Source organism: Streptomyces sp. PsTaAH-124 (genome assembly GCF_000373685.1).
GTDB lineage: Bacteria > Actinomycetota > Actinomycetes > Streptomycetales > Streptomycetaceae > Streptomyces > Streptomyces andamanensis.
Window position 1 is genome coordinate 1 of the sequence record NZ_KB892173.1, and the last position, 18,184, is coordinate 18,184.

Annotated in this window: 17 protein-coding genes and 2 rRNA genes; 16 read left to right on the forward strand and 3 right to left on the reverse strand. The window is 72.7% G+C overall.

Annotated features, from left to right (window positions below; all coding sequences use genetic code 11):
- From B086_RS0119820 to B086_RS0119870, 11 genes are all read left to right on the forward strand, one after another.
- Positions 1-74, forward strand: a 23S ribosomal RNA gene (locus tag B086_RS0119820); the annotation flags it as partial.
- 84 nt (positions 75-158) lie between these two features.
- A 5S ribosomal RNA gene (gene rrf / locus B086_RS0119825) occupies positions 159-275 on the forward strand.
- Between the two features lie 62 nt (positions 276-337).
- Positions 338-994 (forward strand): HAD family hydrolase, encoded by a 657-nt coding sequence (locus B086_RS0119830; protein ID WP_018568176.1) that lies wholly within the window; start codon positions 338-340, stop codon positions 992-994.
- A gap of 93 nt (positions 995-1,087) precedes the next feature.
- Positions 1,088-1,894, forward strand: coding sequence for a VC0807 family protein (locus tag B086_RS40295; RefSeq protein WP_018568177.1), 807 nt, complete (start codon positions 1,088-1,090; stop codon positions 1,892-1,894).
- A gap of 84 nt (positions 1,895-1,978) precedes the next feature.
- Positions 1,979-3,217: an MFS transporter gene (locus B086_RS0119840; RefSeq protein ID WP_078531137.1), complete on the forward strand. Its 1,239-nt coding sequence runs from the start codon at positions 1,979-1,981 to the stop codon at positions 3,215-3,217.
- On the forward strand, positions 3,168-4,340 hold the full coding sequence (locus B086_RS0119845; RefSeq protein WP_026252591.1) for an acetoin utilization protein AcuC: 1,173 nt from the start codon (positions 3,168-3,170) through the stop codon (positions 4,338-4,340). Before B086_RS0119840 ends, B086_RS0119845 begins: the two co-directional genes overlap by 50 nt.
- A 97-nt stretch (positions 4,341-4,437) precedes the next feature.
- Positions 4,438-5,253: a phosphatase gene (locus B086_RS0119850; RefSeq protein ID WP_026252592.1), complete on the forward strand. Its 816-nt coding sequence runs from the start codon at positions 4,438-4,440 to the stop codon at positions 5,251-5,253.
- Between the two features lie 129 nt (positions 5,254-5,382).
- Positions 5,383-5,595, forward strand: coding sequence for a helix-turn-helix domain-containing protein (locus tag B086_RS0119855; RefSeq protein WP_018568181.1), 213 nt, complete (start codon positions 5,383-5,385; stop codon positions 5,593-5,595).
- 151 nt (positions 5,596-5,746) lie between these two features.
- Positions 5,747-5,845, forward strand: a complete 99-nt coding sequence (locus B086_RS42950) for a 30S ribosomal protein bS22 (protein WP_003948845.1) — start codon at positions 5,747-5,749, stop codon at positions 5,843-5,845.
- Positions 5,846-6,002: 157 nt separating this feature from the next.
- A complete protein-coding gene (locus tag B086_RS0119865; protein WP_018568182.1) occupies positions 6,003-7,064 on the forward strand; it encodes an NAD-dependent epimerase/dehydratase family protein in 1,062 nt (353 codons plus the stop codon).
- 14 nt (positions 7,065-7,078) lie between these two features.
- Entirely contained in the window at positions 7,079-8,164 is a 1,086-nt protein-coding gene (locus tag B086_RS0119870) for a lysophospholipid acyltransferase family protein (protein ID WP_018568183.1), read from the forward strand.
- Between the two features lie 93 nt (positions 8,165-8,257).
- Here the strand turns inward: B086_RS0119870 and B086_RS0119875 are convergent, their stop codons facing one another.
- From B086_RS0119875 to B086_RS0119885, 3 genes are all read right to left on the reverse strand, one after another.
- Positions 8,258-9,511: a DUF5667 domain-containing protein gene (locus B086_RS0119875; RefSeq protein WP_018568184.1), complete on the reverse strand. Its 1,254-nt coding sequence runs from the start codon at positions 9,509-9,511 to the stop codon at positions 8,258-8,260.
- Between the two features lie 242 nt (positions 9,512-9,753).
- Entirely contained in the window at positions 9,754-10,575 is an 822-nt protein-coding gene (locus B086_RS0119880; RefSeq protein ID WP_018568185.1) for an ECF subfamily RNA polymerase sigma factor, BldN family, read from the reverse strand.
- A 438-nt stretch (positions 10,576-11,013) separates the two neighbouring features.
- On the reverse strand, positions 11,014-11,940 hold the full coding sequence (locus B086_RS0119885) for an HAD family hydrolase (RefSeq protein ID WP_078509655.1): 927 nt from the start codon (positions 11,938-11,940) through the stop codon (positions 11,014-11,016).
- Positions 11,941-12,128: 188 nt separating this feature from the next.
- Between B086_RS0119885 and B086_RS0119890 the strand changes: the two genes are divergently transcribed.
- The 5 genes from B086_RS0119890 to B086_RS0119910 all read left to right on the forward strand — a co-directional run bounded on the left by B086_RS0119890 (position 12,129) and on the right by B086_RS0119910 (position 18,030).
- Entirely contained in the window at positions 12,129-12,425 is a 297-nt protein-coding gene (locus B086_RS0119890) for a glutaredoxin family protein (RefSeq protein WP_018568187.1), read from the forward strand.
- Between the two features lie 382 nt (positions 12,426-12,807).
- A complete protein-coding gene (locus B086_RS0119895) occupies positions 12,808-13,572 on the forward strand; it encodes a redox-sensing transcriptional repressor Rex (protein ID WP_026252594.1) in 765 nt (254 codons plus the stop codon).
- Positions 13,569-15,368 (forward strand): glutamyl-tRNA reductase, encoded by a 1,800-nt coding sequence (locus tag B086_RS0119900; protein WP_018568189.1) that lies wholly within the window; start codon positions 13,569-13,571, stop codon positions 15,366-15,368. The genes B086_RS0119895 and B086_RS0119900 overlap by 4 nt, the downstream gene beginning before the upstream one ends.
- Positions 15,365-16,324 (forward strand): hydroxymethylbilane synthase, encoded by a 960-nt coding sequence (gene hemC, locus B086_RS0119905; protein WP_026252595.1) that lies wholly within the window; start codon positions 15,365-15,367, stop codon positions 16,322-16,324. Before B086_RS0119900 ends, hemC begins: the two co-directional genes overlap by 4 nt.
- A complete protein-coding gene (locus B086_RS0119910) occupies positions 16,321-18,030 on the forward strand; it encodes a uroporphyrinogen-III synthase (RefSeq protein WP_018568191.1) in 1,710 nt (569 codons plus the stop codon). Before hemC ends, B086_RS0119910 begins: the two co-directional genes overlap by 4 nt.
- The last annotated feature ends 154 nt before the right edge of the window (positions 18,031-18,184 follow it).

Here is an 18,184-nt window from a genome sequence, read left to right on the forward strand (position 1 = left end):
GGTTGATAGGCCGGATCTGGAAGCACGGTAACGTGTGGAGGTGACCGGTACTAATAGGCCGAGGGCTTGTCCTCAGTTGCTCGCGTCCACTGTGTTGGTTCTGAAACCACGAACAACCCCATGTGCCACACATGGTGCGGTTGATTGTTTCATAGTGTTTCGGTGGTCATAGCGTGAGGGAAACGCCCGGTTACATTCCGAACCCGGAAGCTAAGCCTTACAGCGCCGATGGTACTGCAGGGGGGACCCTGTGGGAGAGTAGGACACCGCCGAACAAATTTTAGGGAAAACCCCGCACCTCACGGTGCGGGGTTTTTCTGCGTCTAGGCTCTTTTCTATGCGCTATGACCTCGTCATCTTCGACAACGACGGTGTGCTCGTCGACAGCGAGCCCCTCTCGAACCGCCTGCTCGCCGGTTACCTCACCGAGCTGGGTCACCCGACCTCGTACGAGGACTCGCTCCGCGACTACATGGGCGCGGCGATGCACCGGGTGCACGACCTGGTGCTGGAGCGCACCGGGAAGCGGCTGCCGGACGACTTCGACGACGTCTTCCACGCCCGGGTCTTCGCCGCCTTCGAGCGGGAGCTGAAGCCCGTGCCCGGCGCCGTCGGCGTACTGGAGAAGCTGGCGGCGGACGGGACGCCGTACTGCGTGGCCTCTTCGGGGAGCCATGAGCGCATACGGGTGGGGCACCGCGCCACGGGGCTCGACCGGTGGTTCGAGGAGGGCCGGGTCTTCAGCGCGCAGGACGTCGGCCGGGGCAAGCCGGCGCCGGACCTCTTCCTGTACGCGGCCGAGCGGATGGGGGTGGCGCCCGGCCGGTGCGTGGTCGTCGAGGACTCCCCGCTGGGCGTGCGGGCGGCCGTGGCGGCCGGGATGGACGTGTATGGGTTCACGGCGATGACCCCGGCCGACCGGCTCGCCGGGGCCGCCCAACTCTTCTCCTCCATGGCCGACTTGCCTGACCTGCTGGTTCGCCCGGAGGCATGACCCGGGCCACCGGCGCGGTGCTGACATTTGTCATGCGGAGCTCCGGACGATCGGTTCTGCCGCCGGACCCCCTGCGCGGGCGAAGCTGAGGGCATGACGAAGACCACGGGGAACCACAGCCGGAGCACCGCCCACGACGACGCCGTCCGGAACCCGAGCGTGCTGGACAACTTCCGGCCGCTCATCCTGGACATCGCGGTGCCGCTCGGCTCGTACTACGTGTTCAAGGAAGCCTTCGGGACGAGCACCTTCGCGGCGCTGGCCTGGAGCAGCGCGGTCCCGGCGGCGCGGACGGTGTGGAGCCTGGTGAAGGAGCGGCGGGCCAACGCCCTGGCGGCGCTGATCCTCTTCGTGAACGTCGTCTCGCTGCTGCTGAGCTTCGTCTCCGGGGACCCGCGGCTGATGCTGGCCAAGGACAGCGGGGTCAGCAGCACGGTCGCGATCGGCATCCTGGTCTCGGTGTTCCTCGGCCGGCCGATGATGACGGCGGGGCTGAAGCCCTTCATGGTGAAGGGGGACGCCGCCAAGGAGGCCGCGTGGGAGCGGCTGGTGTCCGGTGCGGCGGCCGGCTCGGCGGTCTTCCGGCGCAAGGAGCGGCTGTTCTCGGTCGTCTGGGGCGTGGCGCTGCTGGCCGAGTGCGTGGCGCGGGTCGTGGGCGCGTACACGGTGCCCGTGGACACGATGGTCTGGCTCGGCACGGTCTTCATGGTCGGCGCGCTGGGGGCCGCCTTCCTGGTCGGGGGCGGGCTGGCCGCCGGGCCGATGGAGGAGCTGGTGGCCGCCGAGGCCGAGACCGCCGGGGCCGAGGCCGAGACAGAGACCGCTGGGGCGGAGACCGTCGAGGCCGGGGCCGTCGTGGCAGCCCGCGCCGCCGCTCCGGGGACCGCCGTCACCGCCTGAGCGGGCCGGTCCCGCCGAAGCTGAAGAAAATTCATCTTTGACTGGATCTACCCACAGGTAGCCACGGGCCCTACGCTCGCCGCCATGACAGATGTGCTGCGGCGCGGCAGGGCCTCGCTGGCGTTCAGCTTCTTCGCCCAGGGTGCCGCCTTCGCCCTCCTCGTGACGCGCATTCCGGCCATCCAGGACCGCTACGGCGTCTCGGACGGCCTGCTGCCGGTCTTCCTGGCGGCCGTGCCCATCCTCGCGGGGGTCGGCAGCGTCACCACCGAGCACCTGGTCAAGCGGTTCCGGCCCAGCCGTCTGCTGCGCTGGTCGCAGCCGGTCGTGCTGCTGGCGCTGCTCGGAGCCGGATCCGGTGACCGGATAGCCGAAATGGCCCTGACGCTGGCCGTGTTCGGGCTGGCCGTGGGCATGCTGGACGCCTCGATGAACATGCTCGGGGTGAGTCTCCAGCGGACGTACGGCCGCAGCATCATGCTCGGCTTCCACGCCGCCTACAGCCTGGGCGGGATCGTCGGCGCCTCGCTGGCCTGGGCGGGCGCGCACTGGCATCTGGCGCTGTGGGCGTCGTATCTGCCGGTGGTGGCGGTGCTGCTCCCGGCGGCGTTCGTCGCGAGCCGCTGGTACGTCGACGCCGACGTTTCCGCCGGCTCCGGTGATCCGGCCGCCGCCGGGGCCCCGGGCGGCGAGGGCGCGGGCGGGACGGTCGTGTTCAAGCTGCTGCTGCCGCTCTGCCTGGTCATGACCTTCGCGTACATCGGCGACTCGACCGTCTCCAACTGGAGCGCCAAGTACCTCCAGGACACGCTGGGCAGTTCGGAGCAGCTCGCGACGGTCCCGTACAACGTCTACATGGTCACCACGCTGCTGGGCCGGACCCTCGGGGACGCCGGGGTGCGGCGGTTCGGGGCGGCGGCGGTGGTGCGTCTGGGCACGCTGGTGGCGGCGGCCGGTTTCGCGGTGGTGGCCGGGGCGCCGGGGGCCTGGGTGGGCATGCTCGGGTTCACGCTGCTGGGGCTCGGGCTGTGCGTGCTGGTGCCGCAGACCTTCGCGGCGGCCGGGCGGCTGTTCCCGGGCGCCTCGGACGCGGCGATCGCGCGCCTCAACATCTTCAACTACGTCGGTTTCCTGGTCGGCTCGCCGCTGGTGGGCGCGCTGGGCGACGCCTGGAGCTACCGCGGCGCGATGCTGGTGCCGATGGTCCTGGTGCTGGTGACGCTGGTGTACGCCAGGTCGTTCGCGCCGCCGGGCGACCGATACGGTGGCGGTCATGAGCGGCTGCGCACAGCTGATGTGGGACGAGGCGGTAACGGGGTATGACTTCGGCCGCGGCCATCCGATGGACCCGGTCCGGCTCGCCCTGACCCGGAGCCTGGTCGGCGCCCTCGGGCTCGACCGCCAGGTGCGCCTGGTGTCCGCCGAGCCGGCCGGGGAATCGACGCTGCGGCTGGTGCACCGGCTGGACTACATCGAGGCGGTGAAGACGGCGTCGGCGGATCCGGCGGCGGCCGATCCGGCGTACGGCCTCGGCACGGTGGACGATCCGGCCTTCGCCGGGATGCACGAGGTCTCGGCGCTGATCGCGGGCCAGTCGGTGGGCGCGGCGGAGGCGGTGTGGCGCGGGGACGCGCTGCACGCGGTGAACTTCACGGGCGGGCTGCACCACGCGATGCCGGGCGCGGCGTCCGGCTTCTGCGTCTACAACGACGCGGCGCTGGCCATCGCCCGGCTCCTCGAACTCGGCGCCGAGCGGGTCGCGTACGTCGATGTCGACGTGCACCACGGCGATGGGGTGCAGGCCGCGTTCTGGGAGGACCCGCGGGTGCTGACGGTCTCGCTGCACGAGCATCCCCGGACGCTGTTCCCGCAGACCGGGTGGCCGCAGGAGACCGGTGCGGACAGCGCGGAGGGCTCGGCGGTGAACGTGGCGCTGCCGGCCGGGACCGGGGACGCGGGCTGGCTGCGGGCGTTCCACGCGATCGTGCCCGAACTGCTCGCGGACTTCCGGCCGCAGGTGCTGGTGACCCAGCACGGCGCCGACACGCACTTCGAGGACCCGCTCGCGCATCTCGCGGTCTCGCTGGACGCGCAGCGGGCCGTGCAGGCCGCCTGCCACGACCTGGCGCACGAGCACGCCGAGGGCCGCTGGGTCGCCCTGGGCGGCGGCGGTTACGCGGTGGTCGAGGTCGTCCCGCGCTCGTGGACGCATCTGGTGGGGATCGCGGCGGGGCGCCCGGTGGAGCCGGAGACGGTGATCCCGGAGAGCTGGCGCCAGGAGGTGTACGCACGGACCCGGCAGCTGGGGCCGCTGCGGATGACGGACGGCCGGTGGCCGGTGCCGTGGGCGGACTGGGAGGCCGGGTACGACCCGGCGGACCGGCTCGACCAGGCGATCCTGGCGACCCGGCGGGCGGCGTTCCCGCTGCGCGGGCTGCTGTCCTAGGGCCGGTGTGGGGCCGGGCGGGGGTGGCGTTAGGCCGGGCGTGGGGTGTTGTGCCGTTCCCGGGACGTGGGCGGTGGCCGTCCGCCACCATCGCCTCGTGTCGAGCACCACCGCGCTGCGCGCGCATCTGGTCCGTGCCCGTCTGGCCGGTGTCGTGGCCACCACGCGTGAGGTGAGCCTGCGCAGGTACCGGCTGTTCGCCGCGGGGGATCCCCGGGCGCTGATCGGCCTGGACCCGGAACTCCCCTGGGGGCAGCGGGAGCTGATCGAACTGATGGCTGAGAAGTGCGGCGTTTCGGCCGATCCGCTGTGCACCTTCGGCCATGATGTGATTGACCCGGAGCTGACCCTGAGCGCGCTCGGCGCCTTCGCCGACCGGCTCGGCGCAGCGGCCCGGCGGGGCGCGGCGGTGCTGATCGGTACCGGGCACCCGCACCGGCTCCTGGGTTTCTACGCCGCTCTCGCGGACGCCCTGTCGGCGGCGGGATGTGCCGTCCTCACCCCGGCGCAGGGTCGCTGTGTCGACATAACGACCCGGTTCGGTCTACGTACGCACCACCTGGACTACGTACGACAAGTGGCCCTCGTGCGGCTCCCGGGCCCCGCGCGCCCCGGTTGTGAGCCCGGCGCACACACGCACTCCCCGCTCCCGGTCCGGGTGGCGCTCGACGCGGCCGCGGCGGCCGGAGGACCGCTGCCCGAGCTGGTGATCGGGGACCACGGCTGGGTGTGCGGAGCAGGTCAACTGGGGTTCGAGACCATGGGTCTGGCGGACACGGACGATCCCGCTCCGTTCGTCGGACAGGCGGAGGGGCGCGTGGCCGTCGTGGTGCCGCTGGATGACGCAGCGCGATCCGTGTACTACCGTCCGCTCATCCGCTACGTACTCGACCGGGCGGGCCTTTCGCCCTAGGTTGCCGGTGCGTGCACCTCTTCCCCACTCGCACCACCCGCCCCTAGTCTGGGGAGTGAGCACGCAGCGACGAAGAGTCACCGGAAGGGGAAGCCGGCGACCGTCGAGTGCGGAAGGTGCAGGTGTGTCATGGCTGCAGCTGACCAGAGGCCTCTCAACGAGGTCCAGTTCCTTACCGTGGCGGAGGTCGCCTCGGTGATGCGAGTGTCGAAGATGACCGTGTACCGCCTGGTGCACAGCGGTCATCTGCCCGCGATCCGGGTGGGGCGGTCCTTCCGCGTCCCGGAGCAAGCGGTTCACGAGTATCTTCGCGAGAGCTATGTGGGGGTGGAACCCGCCTGACGACCGGCCGGGGGCCCGAACCGGCCCGGCCGGGACCCCCGGACACCTCGATTAACGGCCTCAGCACTCGGGCGGGTAGGCTAGCCCCTCGTAGGTCGTGTGGGCCCATGGCGCCCAAACACCGAGTGATGAGAAGTGAGCGAGGGTAGTCGTGGGCTCTGTTATCAAGAAGCGGCGCAAGCGGATGGCCAAGAAGAAGCACCGCAAGCTGCTGAAGCGCACCCGCGTCCAGCGTCGCAACAAGAAGTAGTGACGCCGGTCGCCACTGGTTAGTGCGCGACAACGCGAGAGCGTGTCTGTGGCCCCCCACCCGTGCGGTGGGGGGCCACACTAGGTTGGCCGCACACGGGGTACGCGGGACGCGACGTGAAGGCGGCCTGGAGGCGACGTGAAGGAAGGCGCTGATCTTGGGACAGACCGTGCTCGTGACCGGGGTGGCCCGCCGGCTCGCCGGCCGGTTCGTCCGGCGGATCCTGCGGGACCCGGAGGTGGACCGGGTGGTGGCCGTGGACGCGGTGCCGCCCGAGCACTCGCTGGGCGGTGCCGACTTCGTCCAGGCCGACATCCGCCAGCCGACCATCGCGCGGGTGCTCGCCGAGGCGTCCGCCGACACGGTCGTCCACCTGGACGTGACCGGCACCGCGCTGGGCGGCGGCAGCCGGGCCACGGTCAAGGAGACCAACGTCATCGGCACCATGCAGCTGCTGGGCGCCTGCCAGAAGTCCCCCAGCGTGCGGCGCCTCGTGGTGAAGTCCAGCACCAACGTCTACGGCTCCGCGCCCCGCGACCCGGCGGTGTTCACGGAGACCACCCCGGCCAAGTCCCTGCCCAGCGGCGGCTTCGCCAAGGACGCCGTCGAGGTCGAGGGCTATGTCCGGGGCTTCGCGCGGCGGCGGCCGGACGTCGCGGTGTGCGTGCTGCGGTTCGCCAACATCCTCGGGCCGACCGTGGACACCCCGCTCGCCTCGTACTTCGCGCTGCCGGTGCTGCCGACCGTCTTCGGCTACGACCCGCGGCTCCAGTTCGCGCACGAGGACGACGTCGTCGAGGTGCTGCGGCTGGCCGCGCGGGAGGCCCGGCGGGGCACGCTCAACAGCGGCACGTTCAACATCGCCGGTGACGGGGTGCTGCTGCTCTCGCAGTGCGCGCGGCGGCTGGGCCGGCCCACCGTGCCGCTGCTGCTGCCCGCGGTCACCTGGGCGGGCTCGCTGGTGCGTACGCTGGGTATGACGGACTTCTCACCCGAGCAGATCCGGCTGCTCACCCACGGCCGGGTCGTGGCCACGGACGAGATGCGCCGCACGCTGGGATTCGCCCCCCGGTACACGACCGCCGAGACCTTCGAGGACTTCGTCCGCAGCCGCGGCCCCGGGCTGCTGCCGCCCGAAGCCCTCGCGGGGGCCGTCGACCGGATTGCCGCGCTGTCCCGCCGGGGCGGCGCTCACCTCCCGACGCCGAGCGCCAACTGAGGAGCGCAGCAACGATGGCGGACGCCAAGGTCATCCCGTTCGACGACGACCGCTCCCGCGGGGGCTCCGGATCGCGGTCGCCGCGGCGCCGCACCGCGCACCGGCGCGGCGGTGCCGAGCCCGCGTCGGTCGGCGAGGTCCAGCCGCTGCCGGGGCGGACGGCGGCGCGCGAGGAGGACACCGGGGCGGACGGGCCCGCGCCCGGGCAGTCGGCCGGACAGCCGGAGCCGGAGGCGGAGGCGGGCGGTGCCGGGGACGGCGGCGGCCTGGAGCGGCGGGTGGCGAGCGGCCTGGCGTTCCTGCGGCGGCGGCTGACCGGCGAGTACGACGTCGACGACTTCGGGTACGACGCCGAGCTGACCGACCAGGTGCTGATGTCCCTGCTGCGGCCGGTGTACGAGAAGTACTTCCGGGTCGAGGTGAAGGGCATCGAGAACATCCCCGCGGAGGGCGGCGCGCTGATCGTCGCCAACCATTCGGGGACGCTGCCGCTGGACGGGCTGATGATGCAGGTCGCCGTGCACGACCACCATCCGGCCGACCGGCATCTGCGGCTGCTCGCGGCCGACCTGGTGTTCGTGCTGCCGGTGGTCAACGAGCTGGCCCGCAAGCTGGGTCACACCCTGGCCTGCGCCGAGGACGCCGAACGGCTGCTGGCCCAGGGGGAGCTGGTCGGGGTGATGCCGGAGGGCTTCAAGGGCATCGGCAAGCCGTTCAGCGAGCGCTACAAGCTCCAGCGGTTCGGGCGGGGCGGGTTCGTCTCGACGGCGCTGCGGCAGGGCGCGCCCATCGTGCCGTGCTCGATCGTCGGGGCGGAGGAGATCTATCCGATGATCGGCAACGCCAAGACCCTCGCGCGGCTGCTCGGCTTCCCGTACTTCCCGCTGACGCCGACCTTCCCCTGGCTGGGGCCGCTGGGCGCGGTGCCGCTGCCGACGAAGTGGACGATCCAGTTCGGTGAGCCGATCCCCACGGACGGCTATCCGCCGGAGGCGGCCGAGGATCCGATGCTCATGTTCAACCTGACCGACCAGGTGCGCGAGCAGATCCAGCATACGCTCTACAAGCTGCTGGTGCAGCGGCGGTCGGTGTTCTTCTGACGCTCGCGGTTCCTTTGGGGCGCGCACCGGTGGGGCGTCCTCGCTCTTCGTGCGAGGGCGCCCCACCGGTGTCGTACGGCCGGTGCGCCGCGGTTACTTCGCGTCCTCGCCGTCGATGCCCAGACCGGGCAGGAGGCCCGGGAGGAGCGGCGGGATGGTGACGTCGGGGTCGCCGGGCGGCGGTGTCCTGCCCGCGGGCGGGGAGGCGCTGCCGCTGGCCTTCGGCGGGTCGAGGAGACCGCCGGTGGTGCCGCCGAGCAGGCCCTCGCCGCTGTCGCCGCCACTGCCCGAGGAGGCGCTGGGGCTGCCGCTGCCGGACCGGTGTCCGCTCTCGGGCGCGCCGCCGCCGGTGCTGGGCGGGGCGGACCGGTCGGTGGCACCGGCGGTGCCGGACGGCGAGGCCGGTGCGCTCCCGTGCCGTCCGCCGTCGCCGCCGGCCGGGGCCGTGGGCTGCGGCAGCAGCGACTGGAGCGGGGCGACCTCTTCGTCTATGGCGTCGAACACCGACGACACCCGGTCGCTGACGTCTCCGAGCTGCACGGGCAGCTTCTGGCGCAGCGCGCCCCACGCCTCGCGGTGCGACCGGGAGAAGCTGGACAGGGCCTGGATGGGGCCCAGGGACTCCGGGTCGCGCTCGTACGCCTCGTGGAGCAGGCGGTGGCCCTCGGTGGCGTCGTGCTGCATCCCGGACAGGGTGCGGCGGATCTCGCCGAGGGACTCGTGGTCGAGGTGGCCGCCGCGGCCGCGCTCCAGCAGCCGTCTGGCCTCGCTCAGCCGGGTCGAGGCGAGGTCGAGGTACGCCTCGCCCTGGCCGTCGGCGCCGTCGGTCAGATAGTGCAGCTTGAAGTCCTCGATGCCGCGCTTGAGGCCGTAGAGCGAGTCACCGGGGAGGGCGTCCGAGCTGGCGGCGGCCACGCCGCCGAAGGCGCTCGCGACCACCCCGACACTGAGCCCGCCCGCGGTCAGGCCCTTGGCCAGCCGCGTACGCGGTCGCAGCCTGCCCAGGCCGGTCGCCCGGTGCGCGCCCCTGCCGCCGGGGCTGCGCTGGCCGGGCACCGACAGCTCGTTCGCCTCGCCCGCCGCGGTGCCCTCTTGCAGCATGGCCTCCATGGCGGCCACCAGCCGGGCCCGCTGGACGGCCTTGACCTCGGGGTCCAGCTCCGGCTTCGGCAGTGCGGACAGACCGCTCGCCAGGGCCAGGAACCGGCCCTGCTCGGTCTGCTCCGCCGCTGCCGGGGCCGGTGGCGGTCCCTCGGACTGCTCGGCCGCCGCGCCCCGGTCGGACAGCTCCTCCAGGGCCTGGGCGAAGGCGTTCGCCCGCCGGTGCGCCGATACGTTCGCGATCACTGGCGGCACCTCCTCTCGTCATGACGGTCGACTCCCCAGGGGTCCTGAGGGTTGCACGCCCACGACCGTGCCACACGATCGAGTGATCAGCGTGGGCCAAGGCGTGACCACAGGGAGCCTGTATCCCGCACAACGAGCGGCTCGGCACTTCGGTTACGGACGACCGGGGATCGGGTGGAGAAGTCAACGCACGGCAACTCGCGGTGAGTTGGCCGTGGCGCTCGGTCGGGGGCCCGGTGGGCTCAGCGGGCGTCGTCCGGCAGCAGCCGGGCGAGGGTGCGTACGGCCCGGTACTGGAGGGTCTTGATCGCGCCCTCGTTCTTGCCCATCACCCGGGCGGTCTCCGCGACGGACAGGCCCTGGAGGAAGCGGAGCGTGACGCACTCCTGCTGCTGCGGGTTGAGCCGCCGTACGGCGTCCAGCAGCGCGGCGTTGGACAGGGACTCCAGGACGGAGTCCTCGGGGGAGCGCTCGACCTCGTTGGCGTCGAGCATCTCGCCGGTGGTGACCTCCAGCCGGAAGCGGCTGGACTTGAAGTGGTCGGCGACCAGGTTGCGGGCGATGGTGACCAGCCAGGCGCCGAAGTCGCGGCCCTGCCAGGTGAAGGTGCCGATGCGGCGCAGGGCCCGCAGGAAGGTCTCGCTGGTGAGGTCCTCGGCGGTCGCCTTGCCGCCCACCCGGTAGTAGATGTACCGGTACACGGTGTCGCTGTACTGGTCGTAGAGGCGCCCGAAGGCGTCGGCCTCGCCCGCTTGGGCGCGCTCGACGAGGTCCATCATCCGGGCGCTGTCGCTGTCCGCCGCCGGGCGGCGGACGGGGGCCGCCGGGGCGGAGCGGCCTCGTCTGGCCGCCCTCCCCTCGGCGGAGCGCCGGCCCTCGACGACGGCGCTGCGCGCGGGGCCCTGCTCCATGCCGTCGGCCAGCGCGTAGCACGGGCCGACCGGCGCTGCGGTGGCGAAGGCGGGGCCGGCGTACGCGGTGGGGACGAGGGCGCGCAGCAGGTCGAGGACCGTTGCGCGGAGCGTAGCCAGGCCCGAGGCGTCAACCCCGACGTGTGGGTACACGGGACTCCCAGAGGCAGAGCTTGCATCACGTGCAGTGCGGAACCATTCACCCGTCGTAGCGACGGAGGGGTGCCGGATTGCGTCTGAGGAGAATAACGCTTCGTGTAGGCCCTGCTACACCGAGTTGCTCAAATCATCGATTACGTCGTTTCCGTAGCCAGTTGACGCCCGATCGAGTGCCACAGACTGACCGTTTGCTGATCAGTCCGGTTCGGATTCGGTGCCGGAGCGGGGCATGTCGTGGCGGTGTACCGCCAACGGGACTGGCCGGCGCGGTGCGTGGGCGTGTTCGGTCATCTGACCGGAATCCGGGTGCGGAGTGCGACTGTGACCGGTGATGTTCCTGTGACGTCCTGTGCTGTTCTGTGGCGTCCGGTGGCGTCCGGTGGCGTCCGGTGGCGGACGGTGGGCGGCGGACGGCGCTCGTGATCGGTAGGGCTAGCGCCTGCGGCGGTGCAGGGCGATGGCCGCCGCGGTGCCGCCGGCGACCGCGCCGACGCCCGCCGCCGCGGGGATGCCGACCTTCGCGGCCTTGCGGCCGGTGCGGTAGTCGCGCAGGCGCCAGTCCTTCTCGCGGGCGTGGCGGCGGAGCTTGGCGTCCGGGTTGATGGCGTAGGGGTGGCCGACCAGCGACAGCATGGGGATGTCGTTGTGCGAGTCGCTGTAGGCGGCGCAGCGGGACAGGTCCAGGTGCTCGGCCGCCGCGAGGGCGCGTACCGCCTCCGCCTTGGCCGGGCCGTGCAGCGGTTCGCCGACCAGGCGGCCGGTGTAGACGCCGGCGACCGACTCGGCCACCGTGCCCAGCGCGCCGGTCAGGCCGAGGCGCCGCGCGATGACCTGGGCGATCTCGACCGGGGCCGCGGTGACCAGCCACACCTTCTGGCCGGCGTCGAGGTGGGCCTGGGCGAGCGCCCGGGTGCCCGGCCAGATGCGCTCGGCCATGTACTCGTCGTAGATCTCCTCGCCGATGGACTCCAGCTCGGCGACGCGGTGGCCCTTGACGATGGAGAGCGCGGAGTCGCGGGCGTCCTGCATGTGCTCGGGGTCCTCGACCCCGGCCAGCCGGAACCACGCCTGCTGCCAGGCGAACCGGGCGAGGTCGCGGGTCTCGAAGAACTTCCGTTTGTACAGGCCGCGGCCGAAGTGGAACAGCGCGGCGCCCTGCATCACGGTGTTGTCGAGGTCGAAGAAGGCGGCGGCGCGGTCGTCCCCGGGCACGGGGAACTGAGGCTCCTCGGGCGCGGGCGGCGGGGTGTCCGCCTCCTGCGTGGACTTGCGCGCTGCCTCCGCCGAGGCCTCGCCTGCCAGCACGCTCCGCGCGGTGGCGGAGCGCCTACGGGGGGTGAGCCATCCGAGAGCGGCCATGGCGTGAGCATAGCCAGTCTGTTCGGGACTTCCGGAGCCGCGAGGTGGGAAGCCCGTGAACTCCGCCCGGCCGTGGAGTGGCAGGGATCACCGAAAGGGAGTGCAAGGGGCGCACGGGGGCGGCGCAAGGGGCGGCAGCGGGTGACGAGCGGCACTCGGGGGCCGGGCGGCGGGGCGACAATGCCCCTATGAGCGCCCTCTTCCGCCGCAAGGCGTCCGTGCCGTCCGCCGCCGCGCCCGCCTCCCGGGACCGGCTGGTCACGCTCGTCCGCAAACCCGGCTGCCATCTGTGCGACGACGCGCAGGCGGTCGTCGAGAAGGTGTGCGGGGAGCTGGGCGTGCGGTGGGAGGGCAGGGACATCACCGAGGACGCGGCGCTGTACGACGCGTACTGGGAGCAGATTCCGGTGGTGCTGATCGACGGGGAGCAGCACACCTTCTGGCGGGTGAACGAGGAGCGGCTGCGGCGGGCGCTGACCGGCTGAGCGGGGCGGGAGTGCCGCGGGGGCCCGGAGGGGACCGCCCATGACCGGCCGACACGTCGCCCGGGACCGGCCGGTGGGGGGCGAACGTGACTGACCGGCGGGTACAAAGTGGCCGAAAGTCGCTTAGGATCGACGGCGGCTTGGTCTCGGGGGCGGCGATCACAGAGGAGCGTGTGCGGTTTTGCCCCCAACAAGTAAGGAACGCGGCGGCGTGTGCGCCGGTTCCAGATGTGTGCGCCGGGGGCGCGTGACCCCGGTCACGTTGGCCGGGCAAATCGGACACCATCTTTGTGCACGCGTTCACAAAGACATAGCCTGCTGTCGACGGGGCGGTCCGGGGACGTGTGGCCGCCCAGAGCCCCGCTCTACCCGCAGGAGCACCGTGGCAACTGGCCGAACTCACCGACCGGCGACCCGTAGCCGAGGGATTCCCGAGGCCACCGTCGCCCGGCTTCCGCTGTACCTCCGAGCCCTGACCGCGCTGTCGGAGCGCTCGGTGCCCACCGTCTCCTCCGAGGAGCTGGCGGCGGCGGCGGGAGTCAACTCCGCCAAGCTGCGCAAGGACTTCTCCTACCTCGGCTCCTACGGGACCCGCGGTGTGGGCTACGACGTCGAGTATCTCGTCTACCAGATCTCCCGCGAACTGGGCCTGACCCAGGACTGGCCGGTTGTGATCGTCGGTATCGGCAACCTCGGCGCCGCGCTCGCCAACTACGGCGGCTTCGCCTCCCGCGGCTTCCGGGTGGCCGCGCTCATCGACGCCGACCCCGCGATGGCCGGGAAGCCGGTCGCCGGGATCCCCGTCCAGCACACCGACGAGCTGGAGGCGATCATCCGGGACAACGGCGTCTCGATCGGCGTGATCGCGACCCCCGCGGGCGCCGCCCAGCAGGTCTGCGACCGGCTCGTCGCCGCCGGGGTGACCTCCATCCTGAACTTCGCGCCGACCGTGCTGAACGTCCCCGAAGGGGTCGACGTGCGCAAGGTCGACCTCTCCATCGAGCTCCAGATCCTCGCCTTCCACGAGCAGCGCAAGGCCGGTGAGGAGGCCGCCGCCGAGGGTCCGCTGCCCCCCGCCGCAGCCGCCCGCAAGCGCTCCGCCGACCAGGGGCCCGACGGGGACGTCCCCGCCGTGATGCCGGCATGAGCCTGCTCGTCGTCGGACTGAGTCACCGCAGCGCCCCGGTCAGCCTCCTGGAGCGCGCCTCGCTGAACGCGGACGACCGGGTCAAGCTGCTCCAGGACACCGTCGCCGCGGAGCCCGCCACCGAGGCCGCGGTCCTGGCCACCTGCAACCGCATCGAGCTGTACGCCGACGTGGACAAGTTCCACGCCGGTGTCGCCGAGCTGTCCACGCTGCTCGCCCAGCACAGCGGGGTCGGCCTGGAGGAACTCACTCCCTATCTCTATGTGCACTACGAGGACCGGGCCGTCCACCACCTGTTCTCGGTGGCCTGCGGACTGGACTCGATGGTCGTCGGCGAGGGCCAGATCCTCGGCCAGATCAAGGACTCGCTGGCCCGCGCCCAGGAGCTGCACACCGCCGGGCGGCTGCTGAACGACCTGTTCCAGCAGGCCCTGCGGGTGGGCAAGCGGGCGCACTCGGAGACCGGCATCGACCGCGCCGGGCAGTCCCTGGTCACCTTCGGCCTGGAGCAGCTGTCCGCGGGCGCGCCCGTCGCCGACTGGGCGCGCGGCAAGAAGGCCCTGGTCATCGGCGCCGGTTCGATGTCGTCGCTGGCCGCCGCCACCCTGGCGCGCGCCGGGGTCGCCGAGGTCGTGATCGCCAACCGCACCCAGGAGCGCGCCGAGCGGCTCGCCCGGATCCTCGTCGAGGGCGACGACACGCACGTGCCGGCCCGCGCGGTACCGATGGACGCGGTGCCGGCCGAGCTGACACGTGCAGATGTCGCCGTCTCCTGTACCGGCGCGACGGGACTCGTCCTGACGGCCGAGGCGATCGCCGCCGCGATCGAGGGCCGTACCGGAGCACCCGTCGCGGCCCCGCACGACGGCCGCACGGACCCGGCCGCCCCGTACGCCGAGTCCGCCCGGAGCCGCACCGCCCCGGTGGTGAAGCCGGACGCACGCGAGACGGCCACGACGCCGCTGCCGCCCGCCGGTGCCGGTGAGGAGAACTGCCCGCTGGACCTGGCCGCCGTGGAGCCCGCCTTCTCCCTGCTCGGCGAGTCCGCCGTGGCGGGCATCGACGCCGCCACCCTGGAGCAGCACGGCGCGTGGGTGGACGGCGGCACCTCGCTGCTGGAGCGGGACCGTACGCGCGACGCGCAGGCGGAGGCCGGCGCGGACGCCGAGCTGATCACCGCGCTCGCCGCGACCGCCGCCACCGTCGGCCGGGTCCCCGAGCGCCGCAGGCCCGAACCGGTCGCCGTGCTGCCGCGCCCCGAGCCGGTCCTCTCCGTCCTGGATCTGGCCATGCCCCGCGACGTCGACGCCGCCGTGCACCGGCTGGCCGGGGCGCGCCTGGTGGACATCGAGTCGCTCGCCGACGCCTCCGCCGACGCGCCGATGGCGGCCGACGTCGACCAGGTCCGCCGGATCGTCGCCGACGAGGTCGCGGCCTTCGGGGCGGCCCAGCGGGCGGCGCACATCACGCCCACCGTGGTCGCCCTGCGCACCATGGCCGCCGACGTCGTGTCCAGCGAGATCGCCCGCCTCGAAGGGCGGCTGCCGGGCCTGGACGACAAGCACCGCGCGGAGATCACCCAGACTGTGCGGCGAGTGGTGGACAAGCTGCTGCACGCGCCGACCGTACGGGTCAAGCAGCTCGCGGCCGAGCCCGGCGGCGCCGGGTACGCGGACGCGCTGCGCACCCTGTTCGACCTGGACCAGGAGACGGTGGCCGCCGTCTCCCGGGCCGTGAGCGACCCCGTCGCCATCGACGACCACGTGAAGAACGGCAAGAACCGAGGGCCAGCATGAGGAACAAGGCACTGAGACTGGGGACGAGGCGCAGCAGACTCGCCTTGGCCCAGTCCGGGCAGGTGGCGGATGCCGTGAGCCAGGTGACCGGGCGGCCCGTCGAGCTCGTCGAGATCACCACGTACGGCGACGTCTCGCGCGAGCACCTGGCGCAGATCGGCGGCACGGGCGTGTTCGTCGCCGCGCTGCGCGAGGCGCTGCTGCGGGGCGAGGTGGACTTCGCGGTTCATTCGCTCAAGGACCTGCCGACCGCGCAGCCCGACGGCCTGGTCCTGGCCGCCGTGCCCGAGCGCGAGGACCCGCGGGACGTGCTGGTCGCACGGGACGCGCTGAAGTTCACCGACCTGCCGCGCGGCGCCCGCATAGGCACCGGCGCGCCGCGCCGGATGGCCCAGCTCAACGCGTACGCCCGCGCCCACGGCCTGGACATCGAGACCGTCGCGATCCGCGGCAACGTCGACACCCGCATCGGGTTCGTCCGCGACGGCGGTCTGGACGCGGTGGTCCTGGCCGCGGCCGGACTCAACCGGATCGGCCGCGCCGACGAGGTGACCGACTTCCTGTCGGTCGACACGGTTCTGCCCGCCCCCGGCCAGGGGGCACTGGCGGTCGAATGCTCCGCGGACGACGCGGAACTGATCGCCGCGCTCGCCGGACTCGACGACCCGCTCACGCGGGCCGCCGTGACGGCCGAGCGCTCACTGCTCGCCGCCCTGGAGGCCGGTTGCAGCGCCCCGGTGGGTGCTTTGGCCGACATCCTGGCCGACGGGCAGACTGTCAAGGAAATGCGCCTGCGGGCCGTCGTCGGCACGACCGACGGCAGCGCGCTGGTGCAGCTGTCCACCACCGGTCCCGTGCCCCCGACGCACGACGCTGCGATGGCGTTCGGTCGCGAACTCGCCACCGAGATGCTCGCCCAGGGCGCGGCCGGTCTGATGGGGGAGCGAGCACATTGAGCCCCACCACCCTTCCCGCCGGTCCGGAACACGGGCACGTCACCTTCCTCGGTGCCGGACCCGGAGATCCGGGACTGCTCACTCTGCGCGCCGTGGAGGCGCTGGCGAGCGCGGACGTCCTGGTCGCCGAGCACGAGGTGCTCGACGTCGTACGCACGCATGCCCGCCAGGGCGTGTCGGTCGTGCACACGGACGCCGGTCCCTCGTCGGACGCCGTCCAGGGCACGGGCACGCCGCAGCTGAAGGTCGTTGACGGTACGTCAGCGGCCGTCGGGGCCCCCGCGGTGCGGGATGCCGCACATCTTGTCATGGAGGCCGCGCGGGGCGGCAGGCGGGTCGTCCGTGCGGTGTCCGGGGATCCCGGGCTCGACACGGACGCCGCCGCCGAGATGCTCGCCTGCGCCGCCGCGGGCGTGCCCTTCGAGGTCGTCCCCGGTATCGCGAGCGCCGTCGGCGTGCCCGCGTACGCCGGTGTGCCGCTGCGCGACGCCGAGGGCACCGACGTGCGGTTCGTCGACGCCCGTACCGCCTCCGACCGCTGCTGGACGGAGGTCGGCGCCTCGGACGGCACGGTCGTCGTGTCCACCACGCTGGACTCGGTGGCGGCCACGGCCGGGGAGCTCGTCACGGCCGGCCGCAAGCCGGACACCCCGATGACGGTGACCGTCGGCGGCACGACCACCCGCCAGCGCACCTGGACCGCCACGCTCGGCACGGTCGCGCAGACCCTGAAGCAGGCCAAGGTGCTGCCGTCCCCGGACGGCGGCCGGCCGGTGATAGCCGTGGTCGGCGAGCGCAGTGCCGCGGCGGCGCGGCGCGACCAGCTGTCGTGGTTCGAGTCCAAGCCGCTGTTCGGCTGGAAGGTCCTGGTGCCGCGCACCAAGGAGCAGGCCGCTTCGCTCTCCGACCAGTTGCGCTCCTACGGCGCGGTGCCGCACGAGGTGCCGACCATCGCCGTGGAGCCGCCGCGCACCCCGCAGCAGATGGAGCGCGCGGTCAAGGGCCTGGTGACCGGCCGCTACGAGTGGATCGCGTTCACCTCGGTCAACGCGGTCAAGGCGGTCCGCGAGAAGTTCGAGGAGTACGGCCTGGACGCCCGCGCCTTCGCGGGCATCAAAGTCGCGGCGGTGGGCGAGCAGACCGCCAAGGCGCTGATCGCCTTCGGGGTGAAGCCGGACCTGGTGCCCAGCGGCGAGCAGTCGGCCGCCGGTCTCCTGGAGGACTGGCCGCCCTACGACCCGGTGTTCGACCCGATCGACCGCGTCTTCCTGCCGCGCGCCGACATCGCCACGGAGACCCTGGTCGCCGGGCTGATCGAGCTGGGATGGGAGGTCGACGACGTCACCGCCTACCGCACCGTGCGCGCCTCGCCGCCCCCCGCGGAGACGCGGGAGGCGATCAAGGGCGGCGGTTTCGACGCGGTGCTCTTCACCTCGTCCTCCACGGTCCGCAACCTGGTCGGCATCGCGGGCAAGCCGCACAACGTGACGGTGATCGCCTGCATCGGCCCGGCCACCGCCAAGACCGCCGAGGAGCACGGTCTGCGCGTGGACGTGATGGCTCCCGAGCCGTCCGTCCTCAGGCTGGCCGAGGCGCTGGCCGATTTCGGCCTCAAGCGCCGGGCCGCGGCCCTGGAGGCCGGTGACCCGGTGACCCGGCCGAGCGAGCGGCGGCCGGGTGCGCGCAGGCGCCGGTCGACGACCTGAGCGGGCCTCCTGCCTGAGCGGACGTACGCGCTGAGCGCTACGGCGGAGCGCCCCCCGTGCGGGGGGCGCTCCGCCGTTTCCGTGTCCGGATCCACGCTACGGCGGCATCAACTGAGATGAATGAAGTCCGATAATCGTCCATGTCAGTTGACAT